This window comes from Streptomyces sp. D2-8 (genome assembly GCF_023184515.1).
In the GTDB taxonomy this organism is placed as follows: domain Bacteria; phylum Actinomycetota; class Actinomycetes; order Streptomycetales; family Streptomycetaceae; genus Streptomyces.
Window position 1 is genome coordinate 312,781 of record NZ_JAAHBP010000005.1, and the last position, 14,937, is coordinate 327,717.

Here is a 14,937-nt window from a genome sequence, read left to right on the forward strand (position 1 = left end):
CGCATGCGGAGCTCGGAGGAGGGCGGCGCCTCCCTTGGAGGAACCTCCAGCTCAAGACCCGCCCTCCCTTCGGAAGCCCGCACAAAGAGAACCCGACGTCTCCCGTTAGGCTGACCCCCGTGAAGGTCCTCGTCATCGGCAGCGGCGCCCGCGAACACGCCCTGTGCCACTCCCTGTCCCACGACCCCGATGTCACCGCGCTGCACTGCGCCCCCGGCAACGCCGGCATCGCCGAGGTCGCCGAGCTGCACCAGGTCGACGCCCTCGACGGCGCCGCCGTCACCGCGCTGGCCACGCGCCTCGGCGCGGAGCTCGTGATCGTCGGCCCGGAGGCCCCGCTGGTCGCCGGTGTCGCCGACGCCGTGCGCGACGCGGGCATCCCGGTCTTCGGCCCGTCCGGCCAGGCCGCCCGGCTGGAGGGTTCCAAGGCCTTCGCGAAGGACGTCATGGCGGTGGCCGAGGTGCCCACGGCCCGGTCGTACGTCTGCACGACACCGGAAGAGGTCGACACGGCCCTCGACGCCTTCGGCGCCCCGTACGTCGTGAAGGACGACGGGCTCGCCGCCGGCAAGGGTGTCGTCGTCACCGACGATCTCGAAGCGGCCCGGGCCCACGCGGCGGGCTGCGAGCGCGTGGTCATCGAGGAGTACCTCGACGGCCCCGAGGTCTCCCTGTTCGCCGTGACCGACGGCGAGACCGTCGTACCGCTCCAGCCCGCCCAGGACTTCAAGCGCGCGCTGGACGGCGACCAGGGCCCCAACACCGGCGGCATGGGCGCGTACTCGCCGCTGCCGTGGGCCGACCCGAAGCTGGTCGACGAGGTGCTGCAGACCGTGTTGCAGCCGACGGTGGACGAGATGCAGCGGCGCGGCACGCCGTTCTCCGGTCTGCTCTACGCCGGGCTCGCGATCACCTCCCGGGGTGTCCGCGTGATCGAGTTCAACGCCCGGTTCGGCGACCCCGAGACCCAGGTCGTGCTGGCTCGGCTCAAGACGCCGCTGGCCGGTCTCCTGATGGCCGCCGCCACCGGCAACCTCGCGCACCTGGAGCCGCTGCGCTGGAGCGACGACGCGGCCGTGACCGTGGTCGTCGCCTCGCACAACTACCCCGGCACCCCGCGCACCGGTGACCCCATCACCGGGCTCGACGAGGTAGCCGCCCAGGACGCCCCGCACGCGTACGTGCTGCACGCCGGCACGAGGCAGGAGGGTGAGGCCGTCGTCAGCGCGGGCGGCCGCGTCCTGTCCGTGACGGCCACCGGCAAGGACCTCACCGAGGCCCGCGACCGCGCCTACACGGCCGTCGGCCGCATCCGCCTCGACGGCTCCCAGCACCGCACGGACATCGCCGCGAAGGCGGCAGGCGCGTAACCGGCCCCACGCGAGCAGGGAAGACACCCCGCCGCCGATGAACCCCACAGGCCCCGGATCCGTCTCAGGATCCGGGGCCTGATGTGTGTGAGGGACGGGGCCTGACGCGCGCTGTCCGTCATCCACCTCTCCCCAAGGCCATTCCATCGAGTGACCGATGCCCTATCCGGCTGACGGGGGGCGGAGCCCCAACTAGGGTGCGGCGCAAGCGTTCCGGCACTTGGCCCACCGGCATTGCGATGTCAGTGACGGGTGCCACAGTGGGGGAGTGAGCAAGGCAAGCGTCGGGTCAACGGGGAGGGGGTGAGGTCGGTCGTGACCGGAGTGGGTGTGGAAGCAGGCGCGCAGGCCGCGCGGGCACGGGCACTGGCCGTGCTGCGCATGCGCAGCCGTGCACTGGCCGTCGCCATGCTGCCGGCCGCCGTCGCCGTGATCCTGCTCGCGGGCGCCGCCGGCGACCGCCTCGGGGGCCCCGTCTGGGACGCGGCCCGCTGGGTCCTGACGCCGGTCGCGGTCCTGGTGCTGCTGGCCGCGGCCGGGATCGCCCTGGTCGTCGCCCGGGCCCGGCCCGCCATGAGCCCGACGGTCCCGGTCGCCGAGGAGGCGGCCCCCGATCTGTACCGGATGGTGCGCGACCTCGCCGACCGCCTCGACGTCCCCGCGCCCTCCGCGATAGCGCTCACCCCGGACTGCGACAGCTGGCTGGAGGACCGCACACACCCGGCCCACGCTCCGCCCCCGGCCGAGGAGCACCACGACATAGCGGGAGCGGGCAGACAGGCGCACCGCCGGCACCCCGTCGCGCCGGTCCTCGTCATCGGCTCCCCGTTCCTGTGGTGGATGCGGGTCGGCGAGCTGCGCGCGGTCCTCGCCCCGGTCATCGCCGGTACGGGCCCCTCGGCCCACCCGGACATAGCCGCCGCCCGGCGCTTCGTCCGCGGCCTGGACGCCGCGGTGGCCGTGGCCTCGGCGCCCCGCCGCGATCCGGTGTCGCGGGCGGTGCTCGCCGGTGTCGGCTGGGTCGCCCGGCTTCTGCTGCGCAGCTGCCGGGGCCATGCCGCCGAGATGGAGCGGGGCGTGGCGGCCGCGGCCGCGGAGCGTGCACAGGCTGTGGATTACGGGCTGCGGATCGTCGCCCAGGAGCAGGTGGGCCTGGCGTACGCGGGCTGGGACCGGCTGCTGACCCGGGTGGCGCTGCCCGCCTGGCGGATGGGCCGCTGGCCGTCCCGGCTGGACGCCGGCGTGGTCGCGGCGCTCACGGAGCTGTCCCGGCGCGACCGCCTGGCCGAGGGCTTCGCGTCCCGGCTCGGCGAGCGTCCCGCCTGCGATCTGCTGGAGGAGCCGGGCGCGGTCGACGAGGCCGCCTCCCTGCTCGCCGCCCGCCTCTTCCACGGCGGCCCCGCCGGGCCGGGCCCCGACTGGTCGCCGGTGGACTGGAGCGCGTATCCGGAAGAGGTCGTGGACCGCAAGTGGCGCCTCGACGCGGCCCGGCTCCACCGTGTCCTGGACGCGATGGGCGTCCGCCCCGTCACCGGCACCACCGCCACCGTCGCCCCGACCCTGTCCCGCGTCCTCGACCACCTCACGGACACGGGCCCCGCATGGACGGCCGGGGACGCCGGAGCGACCGGCCCCGCAGTGGACCCGGCCGTCCGCAGACCGGATACGGCCCCGCCCGAAGCCCCCGGCGCGCCCACTGGCACCACCGGCACCACCGGCGCACCGGACCAGCTCGACGACGAGGACCTCTCCGGTACGACGGCTCCCAGCGCCACCCTCGCCGCCCGGCTCAGCGCCGAACTGGCCCGTGAGGAGGCCGCCCCCTCCCCGGCGACCCCGTCGCCCGCCTCGCCGCCCCCCACCCCCGACCCCGCGGCGCTCTGGGACGACCGGGCCCTCCCCCTCTTCCCCCTCCAGCCCCCGCGCACGGCCAGGGAGCTGCTCGCCGACCACCTCACCGCGATGGTCTGCTGCGCCGCGATGGACACCGCCGGTGCGACCCCGGGTCTGGACTGGCTGGACGGCCCGACCCTCCTGATCGAGGGCGAGCGCACGGCCGACCTGGCACCCAGGGTCCTCACCCTCATCGAGGACGGCGACGCCGCGCCCCTGCGGGTCTGGCTTTCTCAGCTCGGCATACGCCCGGAGAAGCCGGTCCGTCTCGGCTGACCGCCGGAGCACCCCCTTCCGGTTCTGGCCAATTCGAAACGAACAGTGACGAAGTGCACGCTTTATGTGATGTGCTTGGACCGTTCGCGTGCATGGCAAGGGCTTGCGACATACGACAAGCACATAAGCACGAAGGCGTCGCAGGTGCCGCAGAACACCGCACGCACCACACCGGCAGGCACCACCACGGGGGCGAAGGGGAGGGGAAGCAACCATGGGTTCGGAGCAGATCCGCCGCTGGGAGTCGGGAGCGCTGGCGCACGCCGTGACGGATCCCTTCGGGCAGGGCCCCGTTCCGTGGCTGCGCGGCCACGTGACGTACTTCGACGACTCGGGCCAGGTCGTGCCCTGGTACGTGGACCAGGACGCCCCCCACCCGTCGAAGAAGGGCAGCCGATCCGGCGGCCCCCGCGCGGCCGACGACGTCAACCGTCAGATCAAGGGCTTCACCTCCACCGGCGCGGTCGCGCCCGGCGAGGCCATCGACTTCCACATCACCGTCGACCCGCCGCAGCAGTTCGCCGTCGACATCTACCGCATCGGCCACTACGGCGGTGACGGCGCCGCGAAGATCACCACCAGCCCGCGCCTGTCCGGCATCGTCCAGCCCGCGCCGCTCACCGCGGACCGTACGGTCTCCTGCCACCACTGGTGGCTGTCCTGGCGGCTCCAGGTCCCGTCGTACTGGAACATCGGCGCGTACGTCGCGGTCCTCACCACCGCCGACGGCTACCGCTCCCACGTCCCCTTCACCGTCCGCCACGACCAGCCGGCCGACCTGCTGCTCGTGCTGCCCGACGTCACCTGGCAGGCGTACAACCTCTACCCCGAGGACGGCCGCACCGGCGCCAGCCTCTACCACGCCTGGGACGAGAAGGGCCGTCTGCTGGGCGAGTCCGAGGCCGCCACGACGGTCTCCTTCGACCGCCCGTACGCGGGCGCGGGCCTCCCCCTCCATGTCGGCCACGCCTACGACTTCATCCGCTGGGCCGAGCGCTACGGCTACGACGTCGCCTACGCCGACGCCAGTGACCTGCACGGGGGCCGCGTCGACCCCACCCACTACCGCGGCCTGGTCTTCCCGGGCCACGACGAGTACTGGTCGGCCGCCATGCGCGGCACAGTGGAGCTGGCCCGCGACGCCGGCACCTCGCTGGTCTTCCTTTCGGCCAACTCCATGTACTGGCAGGTGGAGCTGGGCCCCTCCCCGTCCGGCGTCCCCGACCGGCTGCTGACCTGCCGCAAGCGCCGGGGCCCGGGCAAGCCGGTGCTGTGGCGGGAGATCGACCGGGCGGAGCAGCAGCTCATGGGCATCCAGTACGCCGGGCCCGTCCCCGAGCCGCACCCGCTGATCGTGCGCAACGCCGGGCACTGGCTGTGGGAGGCGACCGGGGCGCACGAGGGCGACGAGATCGAGAACCTGGTGGCGGGCGAGGCCGACCGCTACTTCCCGCGCACCCCGCTGCCCGAGCACGAGGAGCGCATGCTGCTGGCCCACTCCCCGTACACGGACAAGGAAGGCGCGCGGCGCCATCAGGAGACGTCCCTGTACCGCGCTCCCTCCGGCGCCTGGGTCTTCGCATCCGGAACGTTCGCCTGGTCCCCGGCCCTGGACCGCCCCGGCCACGTCGACAGCCGTATCCAGCGGGCCACCGCCAATCTCCTGGACCGCATCTGCAAACGCGACTGACCCCCTGTCGGTGATCAAGCCCGGATACGGGAGAATCGAGCCACTTGTACAGAACCACGGGGAGGCACCGTGTCCGGATTCGTCGAAAAGCCCGAGCCGATCCAGGTTCCGGGTCTGGTGCATCTGCACACCGGCAAGGTGCGCGAGCTGTACCGGAACGAGGCGGGCGACCTCGTGATGGTCGCCAGCGACCGCATGTCCGCCTACGACTGGGTGCTGCCGACCGAGATCCCCGACAAGGGCCGGATCCTCACGCAGCTCTCCCTGTGGTGGTTCGACCGGCTCGCCGACCTGGTCCCGAACCACGTCCTGAGCACGGAACTGCCCGCGGGCGCCCCCGCCGACTGGGCGGGTCGCACGCTGATCTGCAAGTCGCTCCAGATGGTCCCCGTGGAGTGCGTGGCCCGCGGCTACCTCACCGGCTCGGGCCTCGCCGAGTACAACGAGACCCGCACGGTCTGCGGCCTCGCCCTGCCGGAGGGCCTGACCGACGGCAGTGAACTGCCCGCGCCGATCTTCACCCCGGCCACCAAGGCCGCCGTCGGCGAGCACGACGAGAACGTCTCCTACGAGGAGGTCGCCCGCCAGGTCGGCGCGGACACCGCGGCCCGGCTGCGCCAGGCGACCCTCGCCGTCTACTCCCGGGGCCGGGACATCGCCCGGGAGAGGGGCATCATCCTCGCGGACACGAAGTTCGAGTTCGGCTTCGAGGGCGACGACCTGGTCCTCGCGGACGAGGTCTTCACCGCGGACTCCTCCCGCTTCTGGCCGGCCGACCAGTGGCAGCCGGGCCGCGCGCAGCCGTCGTACGACAAGCAGTTCGTCCGCGACTGGCTGACCTCGCCGGAGTCCGGCTGGGACCGGGGGAGCGAGCAGCCCCCGCCCGCCCTGCCCCAGCAGGTCGTCGACGCCACCCGCGCCAAGTACGTGGAGGCGTACGAGCGCCTGACCGGCACGAGCTGGTCGTAGGACACGGAGAAGCCCCCCGGCCGGAACCGGGGGGCTTCTCGATGGAGCGAACGACGAGGTTCGAACTCGCGACCTCAACCTTGGCAAGGTTGCGCTCTACCAACTGAGCTACGTTCGCATGCGCCGTGGCGCGAGAACCACTATACCCAACCTCGCTCCCGCGCGAGCCGTACCGCCGCATGCCGGTTCTCCGCCCCGAGCTTCGACACGGCCGACGACAGATAGTTCCGCACGGTCCCCTGCGACAGCGCGGCCCGCTCGGCGATCTCCGCGACGGGCGCTCCGTCGGCGGCGAGTTCCAGGACCTCGGCCTCCCGGGCGGTCAGCGGCGAGTCCCCGGCGGCGATCGCGTCGGCGGCCAACTCCGGGTCGACGTAACGGTTCCCGGCGTGCACCGTACGGATGAGCTCAGCGAGCCGCTGCGCGCTCACGGTCTTCGGCACGAACCCCCGCACCCCGGCCGCCAGCGCCCGCTTCAGATGCCCGGGCCGCCCGTGGCTGGTGACGATGAGCACCTTGCAGCCGGGCAGTTCGGTCCGCAGGGATGTGGCGACCTTCACACCGTCGGCCCCGGGCATCTGGAGATCCAGCACGGCGACGTCGGGCTGGTGCGCCCGGGCCATGGCCATCGCCTCGGGCCCGGTGGCCGCCTCGGCGACGACGACGAGGTCGTCCTCCAGCGACAGCAGCGCGGCGAGCGCACCCCGGATGAGGTGCTCGTCGTCCGCGAGCAGCAGCCGGACGGGTTCCACGGCCGTCACGGCGTGAACTCACTCGCGGAACGCGCGGCGACGGCGGCCGGGGCAGCGGCGGTGGAGGCGGACCGCGACGGCAGCGGGACCTCCGCCGTCAGCCGGAACAGCCCTCGCCCCGCGGGCCCGGCCTCCAGCGTGCCGTCGATCTCCGCAAGCCGTTCCCGCAGCCCGGCGAGCCCCGAGCCGGACGGCCCGGCCCCGGACCCCGGCCCCGCCTCGCTCACTCCGTCGTTCTCCACGGACAACACCACCCGCCCCTCCAGCACCCGCAACCGCACCGCACACCGCCGCGCGTCCCCATGCCGCAGGACGTTCGTCGCGGCCTCCCGCACCACCCACCCCAGGGCGGACTGCACCGCCGCCGGCAGCCCGGCCGCCGTCGCCCCGCCGACCGTGCAGTCGATGCCGGCCGCCGTCAGCACCCCTTGCGCACCGGCCAGTTCCGAGGCGAGGTCGGCCTCCCGGTAGCCGCGCACGACCTCCCGCACCTCCCGCTGCGACTCCTGCGCGAGCCGCTGCACCTCGACCATCTGCGTCACGGCCTCCGGCCGCCCCCGCTGGGCCAGCTGCACGGCCAGCTCGCTCTTGAGGGCGATCACGGCGAGGTTGCGCCCCATGACGTCGTGCAGGTCCCGCCCGAACCTCAGCCGCTCCTCGGCGACGGCGAGCCGGGCCCGGGTCTCGCGGGCCTCGTCGAGCTCGTAGACGATGTTGAGCAGCCACACCGAGATGACAGCTGTGAAGGCCAGGAGCCCTCCGCTGATCAGCACCATCAGCGCCGCGGCGAGCGATTCGCTCGCAGGGGCGCCCCGGGTGAACGCCACGAGCCAGGAGCCTGCGGCAAAGCCACCGACGACGGCGAACACCCGCCTGCGCCGGCGTATGCCGAGCGCGATGATGCCGATTCCGATGACGACGACGGCCCCGAAGGCCCCGCCCGCGGCGGCGTCCACGCTCTCGCGGTCCGGTCCGCGGTCCGCGATGCCGATCGTGGTGACGCCGACCGCGCCGGTGACGGCGGCCAGAGTCCACAGCAGCCGGACGGGCTGGGGTCGCCTGCCCCGAGTCCAGTCCAGTGACCGCGACACGGTCACGAAGCAGACAGCGGCGTGCACGCCCACCATCAGCAGCAGCCCGGTGCCCAGCCACACTCCCAGCGAGCCCACGGCCAGGAGCCCGACCGTGAGGATCTCGATCACCGCGGAGAGGTGGAACGACCACCGGGTGTACGTCTCGACCTTCTCCGGCTTGCTCTGCCGCCGCCACCACCTGCCCGGCCCGCGCATCAGCCCGCCCCTCCCCGTTCGCTCAGCGCCGCGGTTCCCAGCGGAACCGCTGCCGTACAGCAAACACCGCGATGACGATCCAGACCACCGCCGTCGCGACGGCGCCCAGCGCCTCGTACGCCGACAGGTCGCCGGTCCAGCCGCCGCGCACGAGGGTGACGACGGGTGTCAGCGGCAGCAGTTCGCAGACGGAGGCCACCCGGTCCGGGAGCAGCTCCAGCGGGAAGAACATGCCGGAGGCCATCATCGAGACGAGCATCAGCGGCATGGGCGTGACCTGGGCGCTCTCGCCGGTCCTGGTGAAGCTCGCGGTGGTGGCGGCCAGCGCGACGCACATCACGAGCCCCAACAGCAGGCCGACGACGGCCAGATGGAGCGCGGGCGGCGCGGGCAGATCCAGCAGGACCGAGCAGCCCACCGCCAGCAGCAGGCACTGCACGAGCCCGGTGAGGACGGCCGGCAGGGCGGAACCGGCCAGGATCTCGACGTCCCGCAGCTCACCGGTGCGCAGCCGCTTGAGGACGAGTTCCTCACGCCGGACGACGAAGGTGCCGACGAGTACGGAGTAGACGGCGAACAGCAAGGAGAAGCCGACCGCAGCGGGCAGGACCAGCGTGCCGGTGTCCAGACCGACTTCCGCGAGGTCCATCCCCTTGGCCGTTTGGGACGTGCTGACCGGCAGCACCAGCGGTGCGAACAGCGCGGCGACGAGCGCGCCCTTGGTCCGCCCGAGCAGGGTCACTTCGGCACGGGCGAGAGCCGTCATCCGGCTCAGCGGAGTCGTGACCGCGCCCTTCGCCGCCGGGGCCGGGCCGGGCGTCGTGCGGGTGGCGCTCATGCCGCGCACTCCTTCGCCGTCCTCTTGCCGGCCTGTTCCGCGGAGGCCTTCCTGGCGATCCCGAGGAACGCCTCCTCCAGGGAGGCCGAGCGCACGTCCAGGCGCCGCAGCTCGACCCGGGCCTGCGCGGCCCACATCAGCAGTCCGGTGGCCGTGCGCTGCAGTTCACGGGTGCGCAGCCGGACGGTCCGGCCGTCGGTCTCGTGGCCGGTCACGCCCAGCTCGCCGAGTGGCGGAAGGTCGCCGACGAAGTAGCCGTCGGGCAGCTCGAAGGAGATCCGCGACGGCTCCGCGGCGGTCACCTCGGCCGGGGTCCCGGTGGTGGCGATACGGCCCTCGTGCATGATCGCGAGCCGGTCGGCGAGGTTCTCGGCCTCTTCCAGGTAGTGCGTGGTCAGCAGCACCGTCGTCCCGCCGTCGCGCAGCGCGCTCACCAACTCCCAGGTGGCCCGGCGGCCTTCGGCGTCCAGCCCGGTGGACGGCTCGTCGAGGAAGAGCACCTCGGGATCGCCGAGCAGGGCGAGCGCCAGGTCGAGGCGGCGCCGCTGGCCGCCGGACAGCTGCTTGACCCGAGTGCCGGCCTTCGCCTCCAGGCCGACCAGCGCCAGTACCTCCGCCGGCGGCCGCGCCCCGCTCACGCATCCCGCCCACATCCGTGCGGTCTCGGCGACGGTGAGCTCGGAGGGGAAACCGCCCTCCTGGAGCATCACGCCGGTGCGGGGCCGTACGGCGGCCCGGTCGGTGTACGGGTCGTGCCCGAGGACCCGCACCCGTCCGCCGGCCGGCTCGGCGAGTCCCTCCAGAAGTTCGACGGTCGATGTCTTGCCCGCGCCGTTGGTGCCGAGCAGCGCGAAGATCTCCCCGCGTCGGACGGAAAAGGTGATTCCGCGTACCGCCTCGAACCCGCCCCCGTACACACGCCGCAGGTCAGTGACCTCAATCACGTGTTCGTGTCCGTTGGTTTCCATGCTTCCAGCGTCCCGGCCGTGCGGGCCCGCAAGCAGTGCGCGCTGTCATCACTCGGCATGACAAATGTCAGGCGAACGCTCGGGGGCACGAAGAAGGCCCCGGTCCATCAGGACCGGGGCCTTCTTTCCCGAGCGGACGACGAGGTTCGAACTCGCGACCTCAACCTTGGCAAGGTTGCGCTCTACCAACTGAGCTACGTCCGCATTCGCTCCCGACCAGCTATCACTGATCGGTGCGGGCACCAGCCTACCTGATCCACCAGGGTGGCCGGTACGGCGATGCAGAGCGGGTGACAGGAATCGCACACTGCGCCTTCCCCCTGGAAGGGGGATGTTCTACTACTGAACTACACCCGCATGTTTCCGTGAGCTGGGCCTTTCGGCCTCGCCCCTCGGCGTGCTCCAGACTCTAGCTGATCAGCCGGGGTGCTGCGCAAGTCGGTTGCCGCGAGGGGCGGGTGACCGGGCCTCGGTCCGGGCTCGACGGCCCGTCACTGGGCGGCGGTGAACGCCTCGTAGACCTTCTTGGGGATGCGCCCGCGCGCGGGGACCTCCATCTTGTTGGCCTGAGCCCAGGCGCGCACGGCCGAGGGGTCGGGGGCGACCTCCGTCTGCCGGTACGCCTTGCCCGAGCGGGACCGCTTGCGGCCGGCCTCCACGTAGGGCGCGAGCGCCTTCCGCAGTTCTCCGGCGTTGACTTCGCTCAGGTCGATCTCGTACGACTTGCCGTCCAGTCCGAAGGCGATCGTTTCCGTCGCTTCCGAGCCGTCGATGTCGTCAAAGAGAGTGACCACGACCTTCTGCGCCACGAATATCGGTCCCTTCATGCGGCACTTTGCCAATTCATTTGTACAGTGCCTGGCAATACATTGTGAAGCCCGACTAAATCCTTCTGCGTGTCAGAAGGCAATGGGTGCCGGGTGTCGATCCGGAATCTTTCCCGAAAATTTCGTGCGTGGGACCGTCGATGCCGGATCGTGATGACGGTCACGTAGTTTCCTACAAGTCAACGCGCGTAGAAATTTTGTGCGGGTAGTCTGAAGGAACCTGCTCAGCACCACACACCGGGAGTGCCAGTGGCACGCGTCGTAGTCGACGTCATGCTCAAGCCGGAGATCCTCGACCCCCAGGGCCAGGCGGTGCAGCGCGCACTGCCGCGGCTGGGTTTCGACGGGATCTCGGACGTCCGCCAGGGAAAGCGTTTCGAACTGGAAGTTGACGGGCCGGTCGACGAGGCCGCCCTCGCCCGCATTCATGATCTTGCGGAGTCCTTCCTCGCGAACACCGTGATCGAGGACTTCACGATCCGGGTCGAGGAAGTCGCGGAGGCCGCGAAGTGACCGCTCGTATTGGCGTCGTCACTTTTCCCGGCAGTCTGGACGACCGTGACACACAGCGCGCGATCCGCGTCGCGGGGGCGGAGCCGATCGCGCTGTGGCACAAGGACAAAGACCTCAAGCAGGTCGACGCCGTGGTGTTGTGCGGTGGTTTCTCCTACGGCGACTATCTGCGCGCCGGGGCCATCGCCCGTTTCTCGCCGGTGATGGAGCCCCTGCTGGAGCAGGCGAAGGCCGGTCTGCCGGTGCTCGGCATCTGCAACGGCTTCCAGATCCTCACCGAGGCCCACCTGCTGCCGGGCACGATGCTCCGCAACAACCACCTGCACTTCATCTGCCGCGACCAGAAGCTGCGGGTGGAGAACGCCGGGACCGCCTGGACCACCGACTACACGGCCGGCCAGGAGATCCACATCCCGCTGAAGAACAACGACGGGCAGTACGTCGCCGACGCGTACACGCTCGACAAGCTGGAGGCCGAGGGCCGTGTCGCCTTCCGGTACCTCGACTTCAATCCGAACGGCTCGCAGCGGGACATCGCCGGCGTCAGCAACGAAGCCGGGAACGTGGTCGGCCTCATGCCGCACCCCGAGCACGCCGTCGAGCCGCTGATCGGCACCGGTCGCACCGACGGCCTCCCGTTCTTCACCTCGATCCTCAAGAAGCTGGTCAACGCATGAGCCGGACGCCTCTGGACACGGTCGAGCACGCGGCCGCGACCCCCGACGTCGAGCTGCCCTGGGCCGAACTGGGCCTGAAGAAGGACGAGTACGAGCGTGTGGTCGAGATCCTCGGCCGCCGGCCCACCGGTGCCGAGCTCGCCATGTACTCGGTGATGTGGTCGGAGCACTGCTCGTACAAGAGCAGCAAGGTGCACCTGCGCCAGTTCGGCGAGAAGGCCCCGGAGTCCGACGCGATGCTCGTCGGCATCGGCGAGAACGCCGGTGTCGTCGACGTCGGCCAGGGCTACGCGGTCACCTTCAAGGTCGAGTCGCACAACCACCCGTCGTACGTCGAGCCCTACCAGGGCGCGGCCACGGGTGTCGGCGGCATCGTCCGCGACATCATCGCGATGGGCGCGCGCCCGGTCGCCGTCGTCGATCCCCTCCGCTTCGGCGCGGCCGACCACCCCGACACCAAGCGCGTGCTGCCGGGCGTCGTCGCGGGCATCGGCGGCTACGGCAACTGCCTGGGTCTGCCCAACATCGGCGGCGAGGTCGTCTTCGACGCCTGCTACCAGGGCAACCCGCTGGTCAACGCCGGTGCCATCGGCGTCATGCGGCACGAGGACATCCACCTCGCGAAGGCGTCCGGCGCGGGCAACAAGGTCATCCTGTACGGGGCCCGCACCGGCGGTGACGGCATCGGCGGCGCCTCGATCCTGGCCTCCGAGACCTTCGACGACGCCAAGCCCTCCAAGCGCCCGGCCGTGCAGGTCGGCGACCCCTTCCAGGAGAAGCTCCTCATCGAGTGCACCCTGGAGGCCTTCCGGGAGAAGCTGGTCGTCGGCATCCAGGACCTCGGCGCGGCCGGCCTGTCCTGCGCCACCTCCGAACTCGCCTCCAACGGCTCCGGCGGCATGCGCGTCACCCTGGACGACGTCCCCCTGCGCGACTCGACGCTCTCGCCCGAGGAGATCCTCATGAGCGAGTCGCAGGAGCGCATGTGCGCGGTCGTCGAGCCGGAGAAGGTCGACCGCTTCCTGGAGATCTGCGACAAGTGGGACGTCATCGCCACCGTCATCGGTGAGGTGACCGACGGCGACCGCCTGGAGATCTACTGGCACGGCGGCAAGATCGTCGACGTCGACCCGCGCACGGTCGCGCACGAGGGCCCGGTCTACGAGCGCCCGTACGCCCGTCCGTCCTGGCAGGACGAGCTCCAGGCCGACGACGCGAACAAGCTGCCGCGGCCGGCGACCTCCGAGGAGCTGAAGGACCAGGTCCTGAAGCTGGTCGGCTCCCCGAACCAGGCCTCCAAGTCCTGGATCACCAGCCAGTACGACCACTTCGTGCAGGGCAACACCGTGCTCGCCCAGCCCGAGGACTCCGGCATGATCCGGATCGACGAGGAGACCGGTCTCGGCGTGGCCATCGCCACGGACGGCAACGGCCGGTATGCCAAGCTCGACCCGTACCACGGCGCCCAGCTGGCCCTGGCGGAGGCGTACCGCAACGTCGCCACCACCGGCGCCAAGCCGCTCGCCGTCTCCGACTGCCTGAACTTCGGCTCGCCCGAGGACCCGGCGGTGATGTGGCAGTTCGCGGAGGCCGTGCGCGGTCTGGCGGACGCCTGCCGGCAGCTGGGCACCCCGGTGACCGGCGGCAACGTCTCGCTCTACAACCAGACGGGCGAGGCGGCCATCCACCCGACCCCGGTCGTCGCGGTCCTCGGCGTCATCGACGACGTGGCCCGCCGCACGCCCGTCGCCTTCCAGGAGGAGGGCCAGCTGCTGTACCTCCTCGGCGACACGCGTGAGGAGTTCGGCGGCTCGGCCTGGTCCCAGGTGGTCCACGACCACCTCGGCGGTCTGCCCCCGAAGGTCGACCTGGAGCGGGAGCGCCTGCTGGCCGAGATCCTGATCTCGGCCTCCCGCGACGGCATGATCGACTCCGCGCACGACCTGTCCGACGGCGGTCTGATCCAGGCCGTCGTCGAGTCGGCGCTGCTCGGCGGCAAGGGCGCCCGCCTGATCGTCCCGGACGGTCTGGACGCCTTCACCTTCCTCTTCTCCGAGTCGGCGGGCCGCGCGGTCGTGGCCGTGCCGCGCTCGGAGGAGGTCCGCTTCAACGACATGTGCGGTGCGCGGGGCCTGCCGGTCACCCGCATCGGTGTCGTCGACGGCGACGTGGTGGACGTCCAGGGCGAGTTCGCACTCTCCCTGGCCGAGCTGCGCGAGACGCACGAGAGCACGATCCCGGCGCTGCTGGCCTGAGCCGGCCGAACGCCCCGAAGCCCCCGCCCGGTTCACCGGGCGGGGGCTTCGCCGTGTCCGGACCGGTCCGCGCACACCGACTCTTGCACGAAATTACGTAGTTCCGTAATCTCGGAATCGTGGAACTCGAACAACGCGTCGCCGACCTGGAGCGCCGCCTGGCGGCCCTGGAAGGCGCCCAGCGCACCGGCCCCCGCCTCGACGGCAGCGACTTCTGGGCGCTGAACGGGCTGAGGGAGCAGCTGTCCGAGGCCGGGGCGGCCGACGGCGGTGTGCTCTACACGGGCTCCGTACGGCTGCCGACGGGCGAGGTGTACTCGTGGCAGATGGCCGCCCTCACGGACGACCTGCTGGAGGACGACTGGGTGACGGCGGCCGAGTCCTTCGCCGCGCTCGGCCACCCCGTCCGGATCCGCCTGCTCCGCGAGATCCTCGGCGGCCGGCGCACCGCCGCCGAACTCGCCGAGCTCGACGAGGTCGGCACGACCGGCCAGGTCTACCACCACCTGCGTCAGCTCACCGGCACGGGCTGGCTGCACACGACGGGTCGGGGCCGCCACGAGGTGCCGCCGGGGCGGGTCGTACCGCTGCTGGTGGCGCTGGCGACGACCCGCCCATAG

General features: G+C 71.7%; 13 protein-coding genes and 3 tRNA genes. 8 read left to right on the forward strand and 8 right to left on the reverse strand.

Going from position 1 to position 14,937, the window contains the following annotated elements:
- Positions 1-119 precede the first annotated feature (119 nt).
- From purD to G3I77_RS13395, 4 genes are all read left to right on the forward strand, one after another.
- Positions 120-1,370, forward strand: coding sequence for a phosphoribosylamine--glycine ligase (purD, locus tag G3I77_RS13380; RefSeq protein WP_248503411.1), 1,251 nt, complete (start codon positions 120-122; stop codon positions 1,368-1,370).
- A 315-nt stretch (positions 1,371-1,685) separates the two neighbouring features.
- Positions 1,686-3,539 carry a hypothetical protein gene (locus G3I77_RS13385; protein ID WP_248503412.1) on the forward strand — a complete coding sequence of 618 codons (1,854 nt, stop codon included), beginning with the start codon at positions 1,686-1,688 and terminating at the stop codon, positions 3,537-3,539.
- Positions 3,540-3,753: 214 nt separating this feature from the next.
- On the forward strand, positions 3,754-5,229 hold the full coding sequence (locus tag G3I77_RS13390; protein WP_248503414.1) for a N,N-dimethylformamidase beta subunit family domain-containing protein: 1,476 nt from the start codon (positions 3,754-3,756) through the stop codon (positions 5,227-5,229).
- 69 nt (positions 5,230-5,298) lie between these two features.
- A complete protein-coding gene (locus G3I77_RS13395; protein ID WP_248503416.1) occupies positions 5,299-6,198 on the forward strand; it encodes a phosphoribosylaminoimidazolesuccinocarboxamide synthase in 900 nt (299 codons plus the stop codon).
- 42 nt (positions 6,199-6,240) lie between these two features.
- Here the strand turns inward: G3I77_RS13395 and G3I77_RS13400 are convergent.
- From G3I77_RS13400 to G3I77_RS13435, 8 genes are all read right to left on the reverse strand, one after another.
- Positions 6,241-6,316: transfer RNA gene (locus G3I77_RS13400), tRNA-Gly, on the reverse strand.
- Positions 6,317-6,338: 22 nt separating this feature from the next.
- Positions 6,339-6,959 carry a response regulator transcription factor gene (locus G3I77_RS13405; RefSeq protein ID WP_248503418.1) on the reverse strand — a complete coding sequence of 207 codons (621 nt, stop codon included), beginning with the start codon at positions 6,957-6,959 and terminating at the stop codon, positions 6,339-6,341.
- The gene (locus G3I77_RS13410; RefSeq protein WP_248503419.1) at positions 6,956-8,239 is read right to left on the reverse strand and encodes a sensor histidine kinase; all 1,284 of its coding nucleotides are present in this window, start codon (positions 8,237-8,239) and stop codon (positions 6,956-6,958) included. Before G3I77_RS13410 ends, G3I77_RS13405 begins: the two co-directional genes overlap by 4 nt.
- A gap of 22 nt (positions 8,240-8,261) precedes the next feature.
- A complete protein-coding gene (locus G3I77_RS13415) occupies positions 8,262-9,077 on the reverse strand; it encodes an ABC transporter permease (protein ID WP_248503420.1) in 816 nt (271 codons plus the stop codon).
- Positions 9,074-10,045, reverse strand: a complete 972-nt coding sequence (locus tag G3I77_RS13420) for an ABC transporter ATP-binding protein (RefSeq protein ID WP_248503421.1) — start codon at positions 10,043-10,045, stop codon at positions 9,074-9,076. The genes G3I77_RS13415 and G3I77_RS13420 overlap by 4 nt, the downstream gene beginning before the upstream one ends.
- A 131-nt stretch (positions 10,046-10,176) precedes the next feature.
- Positions 10,177-10,249, reverse strand: a tRNA-Gly gene (locus G3I77_RS13425).
- An 81-nt stretch (positions 10,250-10,330) separates the two neighbouring features.
- A tRNA-Gly gene (locus G3I77_RS13430) sits at positions 10,331-10,402 on the reverse strand.
- A 134-nt stretch (positions 10,403-10,536) separates the two neighbouring features.
- Complete coding sequence (locus G3I77_RS13435; protein WP_031109676.1) at positions 10,537-10,854, reverse strand: Lsr2 family protein; 318 nt, start codon at positions 10,852-10,854, stop codon at positions 10,537-10,539.
- Between the two features lie 267 nt (positions 10,855-11,121).
- Here G3I77_RS13435 and purS point away from each other — a divergent pair, with 267 nt between their 5' ends.
- The 4 genes from purS (at position 11,122) to G3I77_RS13455 (ending at position 14,937) form a co-directional block, all read left to right on the forward strand.
- Positions 11,122-11,385 carry a phosphoribosylformylglycinamidine synthase subunit PurS gene (gene purS, locus G3I77_RS13440; RefSeq protein WP_031137820.1) on the forward strand — a complete coding sequence of 88 codons (264 nt, stop codon included), beginning with the start codon at positions 11,122-11,124 and terminating at the stop codon, positions 11,383-11,385.
- On the forward strand, positions 11,382-12,062 hold the full coding sequence (purQ, locus tag G3I77_RS13445; protein WP_248503422.1) for a phosphoribosylformylglycinamidine synthase subunit PurQ: 681 nt from the start codon (positions 11,382-11,384) through the stop codon (positions 12,060-12,062). The genes purS and purQ overlap by 4 nt, the downstream gene beginning before the upstream one ends.
- Positions 12,059-14,317, forward strand: coding sequence for a phosphoribosylformylglycinamidine synthase subunit PurL (purL, locus tag G3I77_RS13450; RefSeq protein ID WP_248503423.1), 2,259 nt, complete (start codon positions 12,059-12,061; stop codon positions 14,315-14,317). Before purQ ends, purL begins: the two co-directional genes overlap by 4 nt.
- A 119-nt stretch (positions 14,318-14,436) precedes the next feature.
- Entirely contained in the window at positions 14,437-14,937 is a 501-nt protein-coding gene (locus G3I77_RS13455; RefSeq protein WP_248503424.1) for a winged helix-turn-helix domain-containing protein, read from the forward strand.

Bases quoted from the DNA above. Each gene is read 5' to 3' on its own strand.
- G3I77_RS13415 (WP_248503420.1), bottom strand. From the start codon at position 9,077: ATGAGCGCCACCCGCACGACGCCCGGCCCGGCCCCGGCGGCGAAGGGC.
- G3I77_RS13410 (WP_248503419.1), bottom strand. From the start codon at position 8,239: ATGCGCGGGCCGGGCAGGTGGTGGCGGCGGCAGAGCAAGCCGGAGAAG.
- purL (WP_248503423.1), top strand. From the start codon at position 12,059: ATGAGCCGGACGCCTCTGGACACGGTCGAGCACGCGGCCGCGACCCCC.
- G3I77_RS13420 (WP_248503421.1), bottom strand. From the start codon at position 10,045: ATGGAAACCAACGGACACGAACACGTGATTGAGGTCACTGACCTGCGG.
- G3I77_RS13390 (WP_248503414.1), top strand. From the start codon at position 3,754: ATGGGTTCGGAGCAGATCCGCCGCTGGGAGTCGGGAGCGCTGGCGCAC.